The sequence below is a fragment of the Streptomyces sp. Je 1-79 genome, assembly GCF_025195125.1.
Classification (GTDB): Bacteria; Actinomycetota; Actinomycetes; order Streptomycetales; family Streptomycetaceae; genus Streptomyces.
The window spans coordinates 404,399-423,701 of record NZ_JAMGSL010000005.1; the positions used below are offsets into that span (position 1 = coordinate 404,399).

Genomic DNA, 19,303 nt, shown 5'->3' on the forward strand with positions numbered 1-19,303 from the left:
TTTCCGGGCACGACGGAAGGGTGAGCGCCTTGCTCGCCGGCGGCGCCGGACGCTCGCCTCCATTCTGCCCGCGCTCCGCAATTCGGACATCAGGGAGGCCGGGCGGGGCCGGGTTTCCGGTGCGGTCATCCGGAGCAACCGCCCCATGACGGAATCTCCTAAGGGAAGGCGGGCGCCATGCCGCAGACCAAGCAGGACCGGGATGTCGTCGGGGTCATCCTCGACGACCACCGCGCCATGGAGGACCTCTTCCGGCGGATGCGCAGCGTCGAGGCAGACCGGAGCACGGCACTGAAGGAGTTCTCGGCGCTGCTCATCGCGCACGGCGAGGCGGAGGAGGCCGAGGTCTACCCGGCTCTGAAGCGTTTCCGCGACATCGACGACGACGAGGTCGAGCACGGGAGCGAGGAGCACGACGAGGGGAACAAGGCCCTGCTCGCGCTGCTCGAGGTCGAGGACGTCGGCTCCGAGGAGTGGGACGAGCGGCTCGAGGACCTGGTCGAGGCGGTGTCCCACCATGTCGACGAGGAGGAGCGGACGATTCTCAACGGCGCGCGGGAGAACGTGCCGGACGAACGCAGGGCCGAGCTGGGTGCGGCCTTCCGGAAGGAGCGGGAGAGGCTGCTCGCGTCGGACTGCGGCCGTGTCGAGAACGTACGTCGTGTCGTGGGCCGCTGACCGGCACCGTCCATGCCGTCGACGGCTGGGCTTCCGGGCGATTTATCCGGTTGAGCAGGAATCGCCCACCTTCCTCTGGTTTGGGTGGCGGCGGACCAGGTGAGGCGCATCTCTGTCACTCGTTCTACAGACAGGTTCCACAGACAGAAAAGGAGCGATCGTGTCCCTCGACGGCAAGAACGTTCTCGTCCTCACGACGAACTACGGCACGGAGCAGGACGAACTGCAGAAGCCGGTGGCGGCTCTGCGGGACGCCGGGGCCCGAGTGGTCGTGGCCGCGCAGCAGAGCGAGCCCGTGCAGACGCTGGTGTCCGACAAGGACCCCGGCGAAAAGGTCACGCCCGACCAGCTCATCGCCGACTCCGACGAGGCGGGTTTCGACGCCGTGGTCGTGCCGGGCGGCACGCTGAACGCCGACACCCTGCGTACGGACGACAGTGCCCGGCGGCTCGTGTCGGCGTTCGCCACGTCCGGGAAGCCGGTGGCCGCGATCTGCCACGGCCCCTGGCTGCTGGTCGACGCCGGCCTGGCGGGCGAGCGCGAACTGACCTCGTACCCGTCCCTGCGGCCGGACCTGGAGAACGCGGGCGGCAGCTGGGTGGACCGGGAGGTCGTGGTCGACACCTCGGGTGGCTTTCCGTTGATCACCTCCCGGAATCCGGGTGATCTGCCCGCCTTCTCGAAGGCGATCGTCACGGCACTCAGCACGGCCTGACTCAGCACGGCCTGACTCACCACGGCTGACTCAGCACGGCTGACTCGGCATTGCCTGAGGAGCGGCGGAGGCAGGCCGACGCCGCCGTGCATAGGGGAGGCGGGCGGGGGTACTCGGGCGCCGGGCACGTCCGTCCGCTTCACGCACCGTGGGGGTGGGTCATGGCACAGGGAGAGCTCACGGCTCGGGAGACAGCGGCCTGGGACCAGCTGGCAGCAGGCCTGAGGAGCGCCACCGACGCGTCCCGGCGCCCGCCCGAGCGGCGTACCGCTCCCTCGCCCGCGGCGGCGGTCTTCGTCGCCGTCGTCCTGTTCTGCGCGCTCGCGCTGCTGGTGGCGGGCAGTGTCGGCGGCCTGGACGCCTTGTCCACGGCCGGGGTGGCCGTGTGGGTCGCCGGGGTCCTGGCCGTCTCTCACCTCCTCGGGCACGGCCCCCGCCTGCCGTGGCGCCGGCGGGGGTGAGCGGCGCCCGGCGCCCGGATCCTCGCGACGGATCGGCGCGCCCGAGGGCACACGTCTTCCGTACCCTGGCGGCATGCGCATGCGCCCGACTCTGAGCTGGCACCCCGCGGAGGACCTGCCCCCGGCCACGACGGAACTGGGGCCGGTCGCCGCCGCGCTGGCCGCCGGTGGCGTTCTGGTGCTGAGCGGCGCGGGCCTCTCCACGGAGTCGGGCATCCCGGACTACCGCGGCGAGGGCGGCAGCCTCAGCCGGCACACTCCGATGACGTACCAGGACTTCACCGGCAGCGCGCAGGCGCGACGGCGGTACTGGGCACGCAGCCACCTCGGCTGGCGCACCTTCGGCCGCGCCGGGCCGAACGCGGGGCACCGGGCGGTGGCCGCGTTCGCGCGGCGGGGGCTGCTCTCGGGCGTGATCACACAGAACGTCGACGGTCTGCACCAGGCCGCGGGCAGCGAGGGTGTGGTGGAGCTGCACGGGAGCCTCGACCGGGTGGTCTGCCTGTCCTGCGGCACCTTCAGCGCGCGGCGCGAACTCGCGCGGCGGCTGGAGGAGGCCAACCCCGGCTTCGCGCCCGTGGCGGCCGGCATCAACCCGGACGGTGACGCCGACCTCACCGATCACCAGGTCGGCGACTTCCGCGTCCTGCCGTGCACGGTCTGCGGCGGCGTTCTCAAGCCGGACGTGGTGTTCTTCGGCGAGGCCGTTCCGCCGCAGCGGGTCGAGCACTGCCGCTCGCTCGTCCGGGGGGCCGCTTCGATGCTCGTCCTCGGCTCCTCGTTGACCGTGATGTCCGGACTCCGGTTCGTCCGCCAGGCTGCCCAGGAGGGCACCCCCGTCCTGATCGTCAACCGGGACCCGACCCGCGGCGACAGGTTGGCCGTCACGCGGATCGCGCTCCCACTCGGCACGGCCCTCACTACGGTCGCCGACCGGCTGTCCGTGCGCGTCGAGCCGGCCGCCCCTGCCCCCTCCCGCGACGCCGGCGCACCGGGCGCTGCGTGACGCGAACGCGTCAGCGACGCCCACACGGACAGTCCCCGGAGCTGAAGCGACGACGACCGGGCAGCGCGCCCTGAGACCGGGGGCCTCACACACGCGCCGCTACCTCTCCTCCCGGCGGGCCGGCTGGGGTGGTGGGAGGGAGGACGTCGCCCAGCGGACGGCGGCGGTGATCGCGCGGCCTCCCGGGCGGGCCAGCGGGAGCATGAGCCGGGTGGTGCGGGGCGGGTCCAGCGCCGCTCTCGCCCAGGGGGGCAGCAGCTCGACCGCCGCCGCTGCCAGGAACACGTACGGAAGCCGGGCCGGGGCCGGCAGTGGCGGGTGGGAGATCAGGTATCGCGCCGCCTCGCGGGACTCCCGGGTGGCGCGCAACTCCGGGCGGTACCCGGCGAGCCGGGCCCTGAGCTCGGCGTGGGTCTCGGGCGGGCTCTCGGCGCCCAGGTACCGGGCGACCTGGGCCATGTCGGCCACGTACCCGTCCTCTCCGGCCGGGTCCAGCGGGCGCCGCCCGTACCGTTGGTAGGCCTTCAGGAAGCACTCCGTCTCGGCGATGTGCACCCACGTCAGCAGATGCGGATCCGAGGCGCGGTACGGCTCCCCGGCCCGCGTCCTGCCGTGGATCCGCGCGTGCACCCCCCTCACCCGGGCCACCGCCCGCCCCGCGTCCTCAGCCGTACCGAACGTGGTGACGGCCAGGAACGTGCTGGTCCGCTGAAGCCGGCCCCAGGGGTCCCCCTGGAATCCGGAGTGCGCCGCGACCGCCGCCATGGCCAGCGGGTGCAGCGACTGGAGCAGCAGGGCGGCGAGGCCACCGACGTACATCGACGCGTCCGCGTGGACGAGCCGCACCGGACGGTCGGGGCCGAACCAGCGCGGACCGGGCGTCCCGTGGATCCGGGCACGCTTCTGGTGCGCCTCGGGGCCCGCGACCCGGTACAGCAGCGACTCACCGGCTCGCTCCCGCAACTTGCCGGCACGCGGCGGTGGCCAGAGCACAGATCCAGTATCCCGCCGTCGCCGTCAGGGTCGGAAGAGGACCTTGACCATGCTGTCCTCCTTCTTCTGGAAGGACGCGTACGCCTCCGGGGCCCTGTCGAGGGGAAGGTGGTGGGTGGCGAACCCCTCCACGCCCAGGGGGTCACCGTCGGTGAGGAGCGGCATGAGGTCGTCGACCCAGCGCCGTACGTTGGCCTGTCCCATGCGGAGCTGGATCTGCTTGTCGAACATGGTCAGCAGCGGCAGGGGGTCCGCCGCTCCGCCGTACACGCCGGAGATGGAGATCGTGCCGCCGCGCCGGACGATGTCGATGGCCAGGTGCAGCGCCCCCAGCCGGTCGACGCCGGCCTTCTTCATCAGCGCCGCGGCCAGGGGGTTCGGGAGGATCCCGGTCGCGGTCTGGACGGCCTTGACCGCCGCACCGCCGTGGGCCTCCATGCCGACCGCGTCGATCACGGCATCCGGTCCCCGGCCCCCGGTCGCGTCCCGCACGGCGTCGGCGAGCGCATCGCCGTACTGGAGCACGTCGAAGACCTCCACCCCGTGCGCGGCCGCCCGGGCGAGGCGCTCGGGGACCAGGTCGACGCCGATGACCGTGCCGGCGCCCCGGTGGGCGGCGATACGGGTGCACATGTCGCCGATGGGCCCCAGGCCGAGGACGGCGACGCTCCCGCCGGGCGGAACATCGGCGTAGGCGACGGCCTGCCAGGCCGTGGGCAGGACGTCCGACAGATAGACGAACCTGTCGTCCGGCGGCCCTTCCGGGACGGGGATGGGCAGCGTGTCGGCGAACGGCACCCGGAGGTACTGGGCCTGTCCGCCGGGGACCTGCCCGTAGAGCTTGGTGTAGCCGAACAGACTCGCGCCGGTGCCGTGCTCACGGACCTGGGTGGTCTCGCACTGGGAGTGCAGGCCCTGCCGGCACATGAAGCAGGTCCCGCATGACACGTTGAACGGCACGACGACCCTGTCGCCCGTCTTCAGCGTCTTCACCTCGGGCCCGGTCTCGGCGACCACCCCCATGGGCTCGTGCCCCAGGACGTCCCCGGGGTCGAGGAACGGCCCCAGCACCTCGTACAGGTGCAGGTCGGACCCGCACAGCCCGGTCGTGGTCACTTCGATCACGGCATCGGTGGGCCGGACGATCTGCGGGTCGGGAACGGTCTCCACCCGCACGTCGCGGCGGCCCTGCCACGTGACGGCTTTCATGGCGCCTCCCTGAACGGTTCTGGACCTGTGCGCCTACCCCCATCCGTTCCGCGCACCCGCTCGCCCACACCACCCCCAGGCGCTCGGCCCCCGCGTCTGTCCCAGGCCCCGCGCGCCGCGATCCGCCCGCCAATCGGTCGGACGCACGCCTTCGAACGGGTGAGGTGCGGGCTCCGTCGCCCTCCTCCCCGGCCCGCGGTGCCCGATGATCGCAGGCGGTCGGTGGACCGCGGTTCCCAGGGCCGCACCGTCCGCAGCAACCCGGAAGGGCCGCCATGCGCATCCTGCTCGTCGCCAGCAGCTTCAACAGCCTCACCCAGCGCGTTCTGGTCGAGCTGCGCGACCGTGGCCACACCGTTCCCGTGGAGGTCACCCCCGACGGACCGGCCGTGCGCGAGGCCGTGGCGCGCCACGCGCCCGACCTGGTCGTCGCCCCCATGCTGAAGGCCGTCGTGCCCCGGGACGTGTGGACGGCGCACCGCTGCCTCATCGTGCACCCGGGTCCCGTGGGCGACCGGGGTCCGTCCTCGCTGGACCACGCGCTCCACGAAGGGGTCGACGAGTGGGGTGTCACCGTCCTCCAGGCCGACGAGGAGATGGACGCGGGCGACGTCTGGGCGTCCGCCTCCTTCCGCGTCCCGGCGGTCGGCAAGAGCGATCTGTACCGCAACGAGCTGTCCGACGCCGCCGTGGCGGCTGTGCTCCTCGCCGTCGAGCGGGTCGCCGCAGGCGCGACACCGTGTCCGCAGAGCGGCGAGATCCGCGCCCGTCCCGCCCTCCGCCAGGAGGAGCGCCGGATCTCGTGGGGTGAGGACACCACCGAGACCGTTCTGCGGGTCCTGAGGGCCGCCGACTCGCAGCCCGGTGTACGGGACCGGCTGCTCGGCGCCGAGTGGTTCCTGCACGGCGGTCACGCGGAGGACGGTCTGCGCGGCCGGCCCGGTGAACTGCTGGCCACCCGGGCGGGCGCCGTCTGCCGCGCCACGGTGGACGGCGCGGTGTGGATCCCCGAGCTCCGCGCCCGCACCGGCCCCGGCAGGCCGCGTGCCTGCAAACTCCCCGCCACCCTGGCCCTCGCGGGCCGGTTGCCGGAACTCCCCGAACTACCGGCGCCTGTCGAGCCCGGTCACCACGCACAGTTCGTACGGCACGCAGAGCCCGAGCAGCCCGTACCAAGCCCGCGGACCTGGTCCGACATCCGGTATCGCGAGCAGGGGCCGGTCGGCGTCCTGTCCTTCGCGTTTCCCGGCGGGGCGATGAGCACCGACCAGTGCCGCCGCCTGCTGGACGCCTACCAGAGCGCCCTGACGCGCCCCACCTCCGTGCTCGTGCTCGGCGGACAGCGCGACTTCTTCTCCAACGGGATCCATCTCAACGTCATCGAGGCCGCCGCCGACCCGGCCGCCGAGTCCTGGGCCAACATCAACGCCATGAACGACCTGGTCGAGGCGGTCCTCACCACGACCGACCGGCTCGTCGTCAGCGCGATCGGCGGCAACGCCGCCGCCGGCGGGGTGATGCTCGCCCTCGCCGCCGACGAGGTCTGGTGCCGCTCGGGTTCGGTGCTCAATCCGCACTACCGGCGCATGGGCCTGTACGGATCGGAGTACTGGACCCGCACCCTGCCCGGGAAGGTGGGCGCGGCCCTGGCCGCGCGGCTCACCGAAGAGGCCCGGCCGGTGTCCGCCGCCGCCTCGCTCGACATGGGTCTGGTCGACCGGGTCGTCGACTGCGGACCCGGGGAGTTTGCCGCCGAGATCACCCGGTTGGCCCTCCACCTGGCATCCCGTGAGGGCGTCCAGTCGCGGATCGCGGCGAAGAAGGCGGAGCACGAGCGGCGGGAGTCCGTCGCTCCCCTTGCGGCCCACCGCGAGCAGGAGCTCTCCCGGATGCGGCGGATCTTCGACGATCCCACCGCGAGCTACCACGCGCTGCGCCGTGCCTTCGTCCGGAAAGAGGCCCCGAGCGGGCCCTCCCCGGACGGCCCAGGTGCGGGAGCGGCCGTATCGGCCGACTGTTAAGCAAGACCTAGGCCCGAAATGAGGCCTTTGCCCCATCCCTCCTCAGGAGGCGACTCATGAGCGCAGTAACACCGGCCCCGGTCGAGGACCAGGGTGCCGCACCCGGCAGCGAAGAGAAGCCGATCCACATTCTCTGGATCAACGCGGGTCTGAGCTGTGACGGCGACTCGGTGGCCCTGACCGCCGCCATGCAGCCCAGCATCGAGGAGATCGCCCTCGCAGGGCTCCCCGGGCTGCCCAGGATCGCGGTCCACTGGCCACTGATCGACTTCGAGTGCGGCCCGGTGGGCGGCGCCGACACGTTCATCGAGTGGTTCTTCAAGGGAGAACGGGGCGAGATCGACCCGTTCGTGCTGGTCGTCGAGGGATCGATCCCGAACGAGGCGATCAAGCAGGAGGGCTACTGGTGCGGCTTCGGCGACAACCCGGAGACCGGTCAGCCCATCACCACGAGCGAGTGGATCGACCGGCTGGCTCCCAAGGCGCTCGCGGTGGTCGCGATCGGCACCTGCGCGACGTACGGCGGCATCCACGCCATGGCGGGGAACCCGACCGGCGCGATGGGGCTCCCGGACTACCTGGGCTGGGACTGGAAGTCCCATGCCGGCATCCCCATCGTGTGCGTGCCCGGCTGCCCCATCCAGCCGGACAACTTCGCGGAGACGCTGACCTACCTGCTCTACCAGGCGGCCGGCTCCGCTCCGATGATCCCGCTGGACGACAAGCTCCGTCCGACCTGGCTGTTCGGGGCGACCGTCCACGAGGGCTGCGACCGGGCCGGCTACTACGAGCAGGGCCAGTTCGCCTCGACGTACGACTCGCCCAAGTGCCTGGTCAAGCTGGGCTGCTGGGGGCCGGTCGTCAAGTGCAACGTCCCCAAGCGCGGCTGGATGAACGGCATCGGCGGCTGTCCGAACGTCGGCGGCATCTGCATCGCGTGCACGATGCCCGGATTCCCGGACAAGTTCATGCCGTTCATGGACGAACCTCCCGGCGGCAAGGTCTCCAGCACCGCCAGCGGCGTGTACGGCTCCGTCATCCGCCGCCTGCGGACGATCACGGCCAAGACCGTGGACAAGGAGCCGAAGTGGCGGCACACCGGTGAGCGCATCACCACCGGCTACCGGCCGCCCTGGTGACCGTGACGTCACCGCGCCGGCCCCCGCAAGACCCCCCATCCATCCCACTGTTCGAGAAGTCGAAGAGCTGACGAAGGGCACCGCAAAGACCATGGCACCTCGGACGAAGACGACGGGTGACGGCTCCGGACTGGTGGAGATGGCCTGGGATCCGATCACCCGGATCGTGGGCAGCCTCGGCATCCACACCAAGATCGATTTCAAGCAGAAGCGCGTCGCGGAGTGCTACAGCACGTCCTCCGTCTTCCGCGGCTACAGCGTCTTCATGCGGGGCAAGGACCCCCGCGACGCGCACTTCATCACCAGCCGCATCTGCGGCATCTGCGGCGACAACCACGCCACCTGCTCCGTGTACGCGCAGAACATGGCGTACGGAGTGAAGCCCCCGCACCTCGGCGAGTGGATCATCAACCTCGGCGAGTCCGCGGAGTACATGTTCGACCACAACATCTTCCAGGAGAACCTGGTCGGGGTCGACTACTGCGAGAAGATGGTCCGCGAGACCAACCCCGGGGTCCTGGAACTCGCCGAGCGCACCGAGGCACCGCACGCCGCCGAGCACGGCTACCGCACGATCGCCGACATCATGCGCTCCCTCAACCCGCTCGAGGGCGAGTTCTACCGCGAGGCGCTCCAGGTCAGCCGCTACACCCGGGAGATGTTCTGTCTGATGGAGGGGCGCCACGTCCACCCCTCCACGCTCTACCCCGGCGGTGTCGGCACGATCGCGTCGGTGCAGCTGTTCACCGACTACATGAGCCGCCTCATGCGCTACGTGGAGTTCATGAAGCGTGTCGTCCCGCTCCACGACGACCTCTTCGACTTCTTCTACGAGGCGCTGCCCGGCTACGAGGAGGTCGGCCGCCGCCGCGTGCTCCTCGGCTGCTGGGGCGCGCTCAACGACCCCGAGTACTGCGACTTCACCTACGCCAACATGACCGACTGGGGCCGGCGGATGTTCGTCACCCCCGGTGTCGTCGTCGACGGCAAACTGGTGACCAACGACCTCACCGAGATCAACCTCGGCATCCGCATCCTGCTCGGCAGCTCGTACTACGAGGACTGGCAGGGGCAGGAACAGTTCGTCACCCACGACCCGCTGGGCAACCCGGTCGACCCGCGACACCCGTGGAACCAGCACACCATCCCGGCCCCGCAGAAGCGGAACTTCGACGACAAGTACAGCTGGGTCATGTCCCCGCGGTGGTTCGACGGCAAGGACCACCTGGCCCTGGACACCGGCGGCGGCCCCATCGCGCGCCTGTGGTCCACCGCGCTCTCCGGCCTCGTCGACATCGGCTACGTGAAGGCCACCGGGCACAGCGTCGTCATCAACCTGCCCCGCACGATGACCAAGCCGGAGACCACCTTCGAGTGGAAGATCCCGCAGTGGAGCAACGCCCTGGAGCGCAACCGCGCCCGGACCTACTTCCAGGCGTACGCGGCCGCCGTCGCGCTGCACTGCGCGGAGAAGGGCCTGGAGGAGGTCCGCGCCGGACGCACGCAGACGTGGGAGAAGTTCGAGGTGCCGGACGAGTCCATCGGTGTCGGTTTCACCGAGGCCGTCCGGGGCGTCCTCTCGCACCACATGGTGATCAGGGACGGCAAGATCGCCAACTACCACCCCTATCCGCCGACGCCGTGGAACGCCTCCACGCGCGACACGTTCGGGACCCCGGGCCCGTACGAGGACGCCGTGCAGAACACCCCGATCTTCGAGGAGAACACCCCCGAGAACTTCAAGGGCATCGACATCATGCGCGCCGTGCGCAGCTTCGACCCCTGCCTGCCATGCGGTGTCCACATGTACACGGGCAACGGCAGGACCGTGAAGCAGATGCACGTGCCCACCGGTCTGAGCGGTCTGGCCGGATGAGCGCGACCACCGCCGAAGAGGCGGGCCGGCGGGTCGAGGAGGTCCTGGACCGGCTGGCGGAGAACGGCGACGCCGAGGCCTGCGCGGCGGCGGAGGAGGTCGTAAGGGTCCTCATGGAGTTCTACGGCAGCGGCATCGCCCGCGTCGTCGACCTCCTCGGGCGCCCCGCCGCCCGTCCGCCCGCCGACCCGCTCGGCCCGCTGCTCGCGGACGAACTCGTCGCGAGCCTGCTGAACCTGCACGGACTGCACCCCGAGGACGTGCCGACCCGTATCGACCGCGCCCTGGCGGCCCTGTCGCAGCCCGTGGAGAACGCCGGATTCGACACGGAGACGGGCGTGCTGCGCCTGCGGGTCACCGGCTCGTCCGGCTGCGGCTGCGGCGGCACCCAGGAATCCGTCCGGCAGGCGGCCGTGGACGCCCTCGCGTGCTACGCGCCCGAGGTCACCGGCGTGGAGCTGGAGACCGGCGCCGCGCGAGAGCCGGCGCTGCTCCAGATCAGTACCCGTCCGTCGCTCGCGGGCGCGGACGGCCGTTCGTCGGCCGCCTTGTGAACGGGCCGCCGAAGGGCGCCGTGCGGCCCCAGCGGCCCACGGGCCTGCGCCGGTTCACCACGCCCCGTCCGCCCCGCGAGGAACGGTGCGAACTGTGCGGCGCCCCGCTGGCGGCCGAGGAGCGTCACCCGCATCTCGTCGACACGGACAAGCGGGCCCTGGTCTGCGCCTGCGGCCCGTGCGCGCAGCTCATGGACCGCTCCGCCGCCTCCCCGGGCCGCTTCCGCGCGGTCCCCGGCCGCTACCTGAGCGACCCGGGCCACCGGATCGACGACCGGGCGTGGGAGTCGCTGAGGATCCCGGTCTCGGTCGCGTTCTTCTTCCGCAACTCCGCCCTCGACCGGCCGGTGGCGCTCTACCCGAGCCCCGCCGGTGCCACCGAGAGCGAACTGGAGGACGAGGCCTGGCAGTCCGTCCTCGACGCCACGGTGCTCGCCGCCCACCTCGATCCCGACGTGGAAGCCCTGCTGCTGCGCCGCCACGAGGGCCGCACCGAGTGCTTCCTCGTGCCGATCGACCTCTGTTACGAACTGGTGGGCCGCATGCGACTGCTCTGGCAGGGCTTCGACGGCGGCGCCGAGGCGCGGGCCGACCTCGACGCCCTCTTCAGCCATGTACGCGACCTGGCCCGCGAGCCGCAGGGGAGCCGGCCGTGACCGAGTTCTCCTTCAGCTGCACCGACGTCCGCGCCGACGCCTACGCTGCCGGTCCCACGCTCGTGTTCCGGCTGCGGATCACCGCCACCGGCGGCACCCGGGTCCACGCCATGGCGCTGCGCTGCCAGATCCGTATCGAACCAGCCCGGCGCGGCTACGACGACCACGAAGCCGCCGCCCTGGGCGACCTCTTCGGCGAACGCTCCCGGTGGGGCAGCAGCCTCAACCCGGTCCAGTTCGCCCAGGCCTCCGTCATGGTGCCCGGCTTCACCGGCGAGATCGAGACCGACCTCGTCGTGCCGTGCACCTACGACACCGACATCGCCGCGTCCCGCTACTTCCGGGCGCTCTCCGACGGCGACGTCCCGCTGCTCCTGCTCTTCTCCGGCACCGCGTTCACCGGCGCCGGCGGCTTCCACGTCGAGCCCGTTCCCTGGGACAAAGAGGTCGTCCACCGGATGCCCGTGAAGGTCTGGCGGGAGATGATCGACCAGCACTTCCCCGGCTGCGGATGGATCCGGCTCCCGGGCGACGCGATGGACGCCCTGCTCGCCTACCGCTCGCGCCGGGCCCTCCCGTCCTGGCAGGCCACCGTCGAGTCCCTGCTCGAAGCGGCGGGGGAGAGGACACGATGACCACCGCCGCGTTCACACCCGGCACCGAGGCGCGGTTCGCCGTCGCCCGGCACGTCGCCGACGCCGTCCTCTTCGAGGGGTACGTCCTCTACCCGTACCGCGCGTCCGCCGCGAAGAACCGGCTCCGCTGGCAGTTCGGGGTCCTGGCGCCGCCGTCCTGGAGCGCCGCCGCCGAGGAGCACGACTTCCAGCACACCGAGTGCCTGATGGAGCCGAGGACCGGCGCCGAACTCGCCGTGGAGGTCCGCTTCCTGCGCGCCCAGCGGCGTACCGTCGAGGAACTCCGCGAGGACGGGACCTTCGCGCCGACCGGCGAACTCCGCCTGGCCGACCGGGTCCTGGTGGCCTGGGACGAGGGCGTCGAGGAGCGGGTCACCCTCGTCGTCCCCGTCGCCGAACTGCGGGGCGACGGCACCGCCCTGCCCTTCACCCGCCCCGCCGCCGAGGAGGTGGAGGAGGTCAAGGACGCCGACGGACGCGTCCTCGGCCGGCTGGTGCGCCGGCGCGAGGAGACCAGCGGCACGCTGCGGATCTCGGCGGCCGAACTCGACGGCCCGTACCGCGTCGAGCGCCTCACGGTCACGGTGGAGAACACCAGCGCCTGGACCGCCGAGCGGGACACCGACCGTCACGCGGCGCTGCCGCACTCCCTCGTCGCCACGCACACGCTGCTCCGCCTCGACGGCGGTTCCTTCCTGTCCATGACCGACCCGCCGGAATGGGCCAAGGGCGCCGTCGCCGCCTGCCGCAACCTGCACACCTGGCCCGTCCTGGCCGGCGAACCCGGACGCGACGACCTGGTGCTCTCCTCGCCGATCATCCTGGAGGACCATCCGGCCATCGCGCCCGAGAGCCCCGGAGCCCTCTACGACGCGACCGAGATCGACGAGATCCTCGCCCTGCGCACCGCGGCCCTCACCGACGAGGAGAAGCGCGAGGCCAGAGGGACCGACGCCCGTGCGGCGGCGGTGATCGAGCTGGCGGACACCATGCCGCCCGAGGTCCTCGAGCGTCTGCACGGAGCGGTACGCAGCCTCCAGAGCGTCACCGGGCCGAAGAAGCCGGCCGGCAGCATCCTCGAACCGGAGACCCCCTGGTGGGACCCGGGCGGCGACACCGGCGTCGATCCGGGCAGCGACCACGTCCTCGTCGACGGACGCGCGGTCCGCGCGGGCAACAGGGTCGTCCTGCGCCCACGGCTGCGCCGCACGGACGCCCAGGACCTGTTCCTCGACGGGCGCAGCGCCCTGGTCGAGGCGGTCCTGCACGACGTCGACGGCGGGGTGCACATCGCGGTGACCGTGGAGGACGACCCGGGCGCCGACATCCGCCGCGAACAGGGCCGGTTCCTCTACTTCCAGCCCGACGAGGTCGAAGCCCTGGAGGATCTGTGAACGGCCCCGCGCCCGACGCCCCGGCGCCCGGCACCGGCCGCACCCTCGTGGCCGGGGTGGGCAACATCTTCCTCGGCGACGACGGCTTCGGTGTGGAGACCCTGCGTCGGCTCACCCGGGAGGAACTCCCCTCCTCCGTCGAGCTGGCCGACGTCGGAGTCCGCGGCGTCCACCTCGCCTACGAGCTCCTCGACGGCTGGGACACCCTCGTCCTCGTCGACGTCACCGCCCGGGGCGGCGAACCGGGGACGCTCTACCTGATCGACGCCTCGAAGGCCGAAGAGCGGACCTCCGGCACGGAGCCCGCGCCGCTCGACGGCCACCGGATGACGCCCGACGCCGTCCTCGCCCTGCTCGACACGCTGTGCGCGGGAACCGGGGCCGCACCCCCACGGCGCATCCTCGTCGTCGGCTGCGAACCGGCATGCCTCGACGAGGGCATCGGGCTCAGCCCGCAGGTCGCCGCCGCCGTGCCCGAGGCGGTGCGCATGGTGACCGAACTGGTCCGCCAGGAAGCCGTCGTATGAAGACCGAAACGGAGAGCACCATGCACAGGAACGTCTTCGGCGCCGCAGCCGCCGCCACCGCCGCCCTGGCCGTCGTGGCCCTCGTCGTGGGGGTCCTCCCCGACCTCCGGCGCTATCTGCGCATCAGCAGGATGTGAACGCGCCTCGGTGACGCGGCCCGGGGCGTGACGCTCGGCGACACGCTCCGGGCCGTGACGTACCCCGGCCAGGCCCGGGGCGCGCCACGCTCCGGGCCGTGACGTACCCCCGCCCGGCCCGGCGGCGACTGCACCGAACGGACGACACCGCCCGGTGATCCCGGCGCGCCGGTCGGAGCCCCGCCGCCGCCCGTCCTCTAATGGCGCCCGAGACCCACCCCCGCGCCCCAGGACGGAGACCGATGCACGAGATGTCCCTCGCGGTCGCCGTCGTCGACCAGGTCGAGGCCGCGGCGGAGTCCCGCGGGGCCGTCGGCGTCAGCAGCATCGAGCTGGACGTGGGCGAGCTCGCCGGCGTCGTCGCCGACGCTCTCGCCTTCTGCTTCGAACTCGCCTGCGCCGGAACCGTCGTCGAGGGCGCCGAGCTGATCACCCGTACCGTCCCGGGCACCGCGCGCTGCGCACCGTGCGCCGAGGTCTGGGCGGTCGGCATGCCGCCGCGGCTGCTCTGCCCCGGCTGCGGCGCCGCGGCCGACGAACTCGTCTCCGGCCGCGAACTCCAGATCCGTGAGGTCCGCTGGGCCGACCCCGAAGCGGCGAGCGAACGACAACGCCAACCGATCACCGAGGAGAGCTGAGCATGTGCCGAGCAGTCGATCTCCAGCGTGCCGTCCTCGCCAAGAACGAGGCCGCGGCACAGATCCTGCGCACCGAACTGACCGCCCGCGGCACCACCGTGGTCAACCTGCTCTCCAGCCCCGGAAGCGGGAAGACCGCCCTGCTGGAGCGCGAACTGCGCCTCGCCGGCGAACGGGACGTCAGCGTCGCCGCGCTCACCGCCGATCTGGCCACCGAGAACGACGCCCGCCGCCTGGCCCGCGCGGGCGTCCCCGTGAAGCAGGTGCTCACCGACGGCCTGTGCCATCTGGAGGCCGACATGGTCGCCCGGCACCTGCACGACTGGCTGCCCGAGTCCACCCGGCTGCTCTTCGTCGAGAACGTCGGCAACCTCGTCTGCCCCGCCGGCTACGACCTGGGCGAGTCCCTCCGTGTCGTGCTCGCCTCGGTGACCGAGGGGGAGGACAAGCCGCTCAAGTACCCGACCGCGTTCGGCCTCGCCCAGCTGGTGATCGTCACCAAGACCGACATGGCCGAGGCGGCGGAGTTCGACGAGGCGGCCTTCCGCGCCAACGTGCAGCAGGTCAACCCCGGTGTCGAGGTCGTCCTCAGTTCGGTACGTGACGGCAGGGGCGCCGGCGCTCTGCTCGACCGGGCCCTCGCGGCGGCCGAGGGCAACCGCGTCCACACCCCGGTGATGGCCCAGGCCGGCGCGTGACCACGGCGCGGCCCGGACCCGCACCCGTCACGGCCCCGCGGCGCAGCCGTGTGGTCGTCCGCGGTGTCGTGCAGGGGGTGGGATTCCGGCCCTTCGTCTACGCCCTCGCCACCGGGCTGCGCCTGTCCGGCCACGTCACCAACACGGCGGACGGCGTCGTCGCGGAGGTCGAGGGAGACCCCGCGGACGTCGCCGCCTTCTGCGCCCGCCTCGCACCCGACGCCCCGCCCCTGGCCCGGGTGGAGTCCGTCGAGACGGCCGAGGTGACCGCGAGCGGCGGCAGCGGGTTCACGATCGTGCCCTCCCGTCAGGGCGGCGCCGTCCGCACCCTCGTCCCGCCGGACACCGCCACCTGCGACGACTGCCTCGCGGAACTCGCGGACCCGGCCGACCGGCGGTATCTGCACCCCTTCATCACGTGCACCCACTGCGGCCCGCGGTTCACGATCGTCACCGGTCTGCCCTACGACCGGGTCCACACCACCATGGCCGGCTTTCCGATGTGTCCGGACTGCGCCCGGGAGTACGCGGACCCGGCCGACCGGCGTTTCCACGCACAGCCCGTCGCCTGTCCCCGCTGCGGCCCCCGGCTGCGGCTGGTCACCGTCCCGGACGGCCCGGCCCCCTCCTCCGTCACCGATCCGGCCCCCGAACTCGACTCCGGCACCGGCTCCGGCACCGAACCGGTCGCCGCCGCACGTCGGATGCTCGCGGCCGGCGCGATCCTCGCCGTCAAGGGCCTGGGGGGCTACCACCTGGCCTGCGACGCGACGAACCCCGACGCGGTGGCCGAACTGCGCCGCCGCAAGGCGCGCGGTGACAAACCGTTCGCGATGATGGCCGCGGACCTCGCCGACATCGAGCCCCTCGCGCACCTCGGCCCGCTCGAACGTGAACTCCTCACCGGCGGCGTCCGGCCCGTCGTCCTGCTGCGCCGCCGCGACGCCGCACGGCCGCGCCACGGGGCGGCCCCGGCGCGGGCGGTGGCTCCCGGCAGCCCGGACCTCGGCTTTATGCTCCCGTACACCCCCGTGCACCATCTCCTTCTCGGCCTCGGCGCGGCGGGCCGGGAAGGGCCCCGGCTGCTGGTGATGACCAGCGGCAACCTCGCGGGCGAACCCATCGTCACGGACGACGCGGAGGCACTGACCAGGCTCGCCGGTCTGGCGGACGCCTGGCTGCTGCACGACCGACCCATCCATGTCCCCTGCGACGACTCCGTCGTCCGCGTCTGCGACGGCGAGCAGCTGACGCTGCGCCGCTCCCGGGGCTATGCGCCGCTGCCGGTCGCGCTTCCCGTCGAGGTCGCCCCCTCCCTCGCCGTCGGTGGAGACCTCAAGAACACCTTCTGCCTCGGCGACGGACATCAGGCATGGCTCTCCGCCCACATCGGCGACATGGACGACCTCGCCACCCAGCTCGCCCTCGCCTCCGCCGAGCGGCAGCTGGAGTCCGTCACGGGCGTACGGCCCGGTCTGCTCGCCGCGGACCGCCACCCCGCCTACCGGTCCACCCGCTGGGCCCGGGAACATGCCGCGGGGCGGCCGGTCGTCCCCGTACAGCACCACCACGCGCACGTCGCGGCGGCGATGGCCGAGAACGGCCTCGACGGCACACGTCCCGTGATCGGCGTGGCCTTCGACGGCACCGGCTACGGACTCGACGGCGCCGTGTGGGGCGGTGAGTTCCTTCTCGCGGACTACGCCGGGTTCCGACGGTTTGCGCACCTGGCCTACGTACCCCTGCCGGGCGGTGACGCGGCCGTACGACGGCCCTACCGCATGGCACTGGCCCACCTGTGGGCCGCGGGCATCGCCGCCGACCCCGCACTGCCCTGCACGCGGGCCTGTGATCCCGGGGAACGTGCCGTACTGGAACGGCAGTTGGCGCGCGAGCTGAACTGCGTGCCCACGTCCAGCATGGGGCGCCTCTTCGATGCCGTCTCCTCCCTCGCGGGGATCTGCCACCACGCGGGATACGAGGCGCAGGCCGCGATCGAGCTGGAGGCCGCGGCCCTGGGCGCGCCCGGCGTGACGGAGGACCCGCGCTACGCGTTCCGGCTCGGCGCGCCGCGGGCCGGTACCCCGCTCACCGCCGATCCCGCACCCCTGCTGGCGGCGGTGGCCGCCGACGTGCTCGACGGGACTCCCGCGGCCGTCGTCGCGGCGCGGTTCCACCGTGCCGTGGCGCGTCTGGTGCGTACGGTCTGCGCCGCCGCCCGCGGCGAGACCGGCCTGGAGACCGTCGCGCTGACCGGGGGAGTGTTCGCCAACACGGTGCTCTCCTCGGCCTGCGCCGAAGGACTGCGGGAGGACGGCTTCACCGTGCTGCGCCACCGCCGGATCCCGCCGAACGACGGCGGTCTGGCCCTCGGCCAGCTCGTCGTCGCCGCCCGGGTCACGGACGGGTCGGCCCCCGGCACGCCACGACGAGAGCGACAGTGAGGAGACACCCATGTGCCTGGCGGTACCCGGAAAAGTGCTGGACGTCGAGGACCGGGACGGCACCCGGATGGCCACGGTCGACTTCGGCGGCGTGGTCAAGGAGGTGTGCCTGGAGTACCTGCCGGACCTGAAGCCCGGTGAGTACGCCATCGTCCATGTCGGTTTCGCCCTGCAGCGACTGGACGAGGAGTCGGCCAGGAAGACGCTGGAGCTGTTCGAGACCCTCGGCATGCTCCAGGAGGAGTTCGGCGACCCGTGGGAGGCCGCCGAAGCGACGGGCGACGAGCGGCCGGCGCAGGACGGCCTCGCCGGAGAGGTGACGCGGTGAAGTACATCGACGAGTTCCAGGACCCTGAGCTGGCCCGGCGGCTGCTCGACGAGATCCGTGCGACGGTGACCCGGCCCTGGGCCCTGATGGAGGTCTGCGGCGGCCAGACCCACACCATCATCCGGCACGGCATCGACCAACTACTGCCGCCCGAGGTCGAGTTGATCCACGGCCCGGGCTGCCCGGTCTGCGTGACGCCGCTGGAGGTGATCGACAAGGCGCTGGAGATCGCGTCCCGTCCCGGCGTGATCTTCTGCTCGTTCGGGGACATGCTCCGCGTTCCCGGCACGGGCCGCGACCTGTTCCAGGTCCGCGGGCAGGGCGGTGACGTCAGGGTCGTCTACTCGCCGCTCGACGCGCTGCGGATCGCCGAGCAGAACCCGGACCGCGAAGTGGTCTTCTTCGGGATCGGGTTCGAGACGACGGCCCCGCCCAACGCGATGACGGTCCATCAGGCGCGCAAGCTCGGCATCCGCAACTTCAGCCTGCTCGTCTCCCACGTCCGGGTTCCCCCGGCGATCGAGGCGATCATGAACTCCCCCGACTGCCGCGTCCAGGGTTTCCTGGCCGCGGGGCACGTGTGCAGCGTGATGGGTACGGCGGAGTATCCCGAACTCGCCGAACGCCACCGGGTGCCGATCGTCGTCACCGGCTTCGAGCCGCTGGACATCCTCGAAGGCGTACGGCGGACGGTGCTCCAACTGGAGCGCGGGGAGCACACCGTCGAGAACGCCTATCCGCGCGCGGTCCTGCCCGAGGGCAATCCCGCCGCCCGGGCGATGCTGGACGACGTCTTCGAGGTCACCGACCGTGCGTGGCGCGGGATCGGTGTCATCCCGGCCAGCGGCTGGCGGCTCTCGGAGCGGTACCGCGAGCACGATGCCGAATACCGGTTCTCCGTCGAGGGCATCGACACCCGTGAACCGGCCGAGTGCCGCAGCGGCGAGGTCCTGCAGGGGCTGCTGAAGCCGCACGAGTGCGAGGCCTTCGGTACGACGTGCACGCCTCGTTCCCCGCTGGGCGCCACGATGGTCTCCAGCGAGGGGGCGTGCGCCGCGTACTACCTCTACCGGCGGCTCGACCTCGGCACCCCGTCGCGGAAGTCGTCCGCGTCGGCGTCGTCTCCGGCGGCGAAGTCCGCGACCCTGGAGGGCAGTTCCGTTGTCTGAGCTCACGCGCGACACCCCTGGGGCG

Annotated in this window: 20 protein-coding genes; 18 read left to right on the top strand and 2 right to left on the bottom strand. The window is 72.3% G+C overall.

What is annotated here, in order from left to right:
- Positions 1-177 precede the first annotated feature (177 nt).
- The 4 genes from M5362_RS12395 (at position 178) to M5362_RS12410 (ending at position 2,860) form a co-directional block, all read left to right on the top strand.
- Positions 178-678, top strand: coding sequence for a hemerythrin domain-containing protein (locus M5362_RS12395; RefSeq protein WP_260227511.1), 501 nt, complete (start codon positions 178-180; stop codon positions 676-678).
- A 160-nt stretch (positions 679-838) separates the two neighbouring features.
- On the top strand, positions 839-1,393 hold the full coding sequence (locus M5362_RS12400; RefSeq protein ID WP_260227512.1) for a type 1 glutamine amidotransferase domain-containing protein: 555 nt from the start codon (positions 839-841) through the stop codon (positions 1,391-1,393).
- 161 nt (positions 1,394-1,554) lie between these two features.
- Positions 1,555-1,854 (top strand): hypothetical protein, encoded by a 300-nt coding sequence (locus M5362_RS12405; RefSeq protein WP_260227513.1) that lies wholly within the window; start codon positions 1,555-1,557, stop codon positions 1,852-1,854.
- Positions 1,855-1,927: 73 nt separating this feature from the next.
- Complete coding sequence (locus M5362_RS12410; RefSeq protein WP_260227514.1) at positions 1,928-2,860, top strand: NAD-dependent protein deacetylase; 933 nt, start codon at positions 1,928-1,930, stop codon at positions 2,858-2,860.
- 99 nt (positions 2,861-2,959) lie between these two features.
- On the opposite strand, the gene M5362_RS12415 is transcribed toward M5362_RS12410, so the two are convergent.
- Entirely contained in the window at positions 2,960-3,853 is an 894-nt protein-coding gene (locus tag M5362_RS12415) for an oxygenase MpaB family protein (protein ID WP_260227515.1), read from the bottom strand.
- A gap of 24 nt (positions 3,854-3,877) precedes the next feature.
- A complete protein-coding gene (locus M5362_RS12420) occupies positions 3,878-5,062 on the bottom strand; it encodes a zinc-dependent alcohol dehydrogenase (protein ID WP_260227516.1) in 1,185 nt (394 codons plus the stop codon).
- A gap of 275 nt (positions 5,063-5,337) precedes the next feature.
- Here M5362_RS12420 and M5362_RS12425 point away from each other — a divergent pair, with 275 nt between their 5' ends.
- From M5362_RS12425 to hypD, 14 genes are all read left to right on the top strand, one after another.
- Positions 5,338-7,083, top strand: a complete 1,746-nt coding sequence (locus M5362_RS12425; protein ID WP_260227517.1) for a hydrogenase maturation protein — start codon at positions 5,338-5,340, stop codon at positions 7,081-7,083.
- Positions 7,084-7,139: 56 nt separating this feature from the next.
- Positions 7,140-8,222: a hydrogenase expression protein HypE gene (locus M5362_RS12430; protein ID WP_260227518.1), complete on the top strand. Its 1,083-nt coding sequence runs from the start codon at positions 7,140-7,142 to the stop codon at positions 8,220-8,222.
- Positions 8,223-8,313: 91 nt separating this feature from the next.
- Entirely contained in the window at positions 8,314-10,098 is a 1,785-nt protein-coding gene (locus M5362_RS12435) for a nickel-dependent hydrogenase large subunit (RefSeq protein ID WP_260227519.1), read from the top strand.
- Complete coding sequence (locus M5362_RS12440; RefSeq protein WP_260227520.1) at positions 10,095-10,652, top strand: hypothetical protein; 558 nt, start codon at positions 10,095-10,097, stop codon at positions 10,650-10,652. Before M5362_RS12435 ends, M5362_RS12440 begins: the two co-directional genes overlap by 4 nt.
- 20 nt (positions 10,653-10,672) lie before the next feature.
- Positions 10,673-11,308: a DUF5947 family protein gene (locus tag M5362_RS12445; protein ID WP_260227521.1), complete on the top strand. Its 636-nt coding sequence runs from the start codon at positions 10,673-10,675 to the stop codon at positions 11,306-11,308.
- On the top strand, positions 11,305-11,943 hold the full coding sequence (locus M5362_RS12450; RefSeq protein WP_260227522.1) for a DUF6084 family protein: 639 nt from the start codon (positions 11,305-11,307) through the stop codon (positions 11,941-11,943). Before M5362_RS12445 ends, M5362_RS12450 begins: the two co-directional genes overlap by 4 nt.
- Complete coding sequence (locus M5362_RS12455; RefSeq protein WP_260227523.1) at positions 11,940-13,337, top strand: hypothetical protein; 1,398 nt, start codon at positions 11,940-11,942, stop codon at positions 13,335-13,337. Before M5362_RS12450 ends, M5362_RS12455 begins: the two co-directional genes overlap by 4 nt.
- The gene (locus tag M5362_RS12460) at positions 13,334-13,864 is read left to right on the top strand and encodes a hydrogenase maturation protease (protein WP_260227524.1); all 531 of its coding nucleotides are present in this window, start codon (positions 13,334-13,336) and stop codon (positions 13,862-13,864) included. Before M5362_RS12455 ends, M5362_RS12460 begins: the two co-directional genes overlap by 4 nt.
- Positions 13,861-14,001 (top strand): hypothetical protein, encoded by a 141-nt coding sequence (locus M5362_RS12465; RefSeq protein ID WP_260227525.1) that lies wholly within the window; start codon positions 13,861-13,863, stop codon positions 13,999-14,001. The genes M5362_RS12460 and M5362_RS12465 overlap by 4 nt, the downstream gene beginning before the upstream one ends.
- Positions 14,002-14,243: 242 nt before the next feature.
- Positions 14,244-14,639 carry a hydrogenase maturation nickel metallochaperone HypA gene (locus M5362_RS12470; protein ID WP_260227526.1) on the top strand — a complete coding sequence of 132 codons (396 nt, stop codon included), beginning with the start codon at positions 14,244-14,246 and terminating at the stop codon, positions 14,637-14,639.
- A 2-nt stretch (positions 14,640-14,641) separates the two neighbouring features.
- Positions 14,642-15,337, top strand: coding sequence for a hydrogenase nickel incorporation protein HypB (gene hypB / locus M5362_RS12475; protein ID WP_260227527.1), 696 nt, complete (start codon positions 14,642-14,644; stop codon positions 15,335-15,337).
- Positions 15,334-17,781, top strand: coding sequence for a carbamoyltransferase HypF (gene hypF / locus M5362_RS12480; RefSeq protein ID WP_260227528.1), 2,448 nt, complete (start codon positions 15,334-15,336; stop codon positions 17,779-17,781). Before hypB ends, hypF begins: the two co-directional genes overlap by 4 nt.
- A gap of 10 nt (positions 17,782-17,791) precedes the next feature.
- Positions 17,792-18,109: a HypC/HybG/HupF family hydrogenase formation chaperone gene (locus M5362_RS12485; RefSeq protein ID WP_260227529.1), complete on the top strand. Its 318-nt coding sequence runs from the start codon at positions 17,792-17,794 to the stop codon at positions 18,107-18,109.
- A complete protein-coding gene (gene hypD / locus M5362_RS12490) occupies positions 18,106-19,278 on the top strand; it encodes a hydrogenase formation protein HypD (RefSeq protein ID WP_260227530.1) in 1,173 nt (390 codons plus the stop codon). Before M5362_RS12485 ends, hypD begins: the two co-directional genes overlap by 4 nt.
- Positions 19,279-19,303 lie beyond the last annotated feature (25 nt).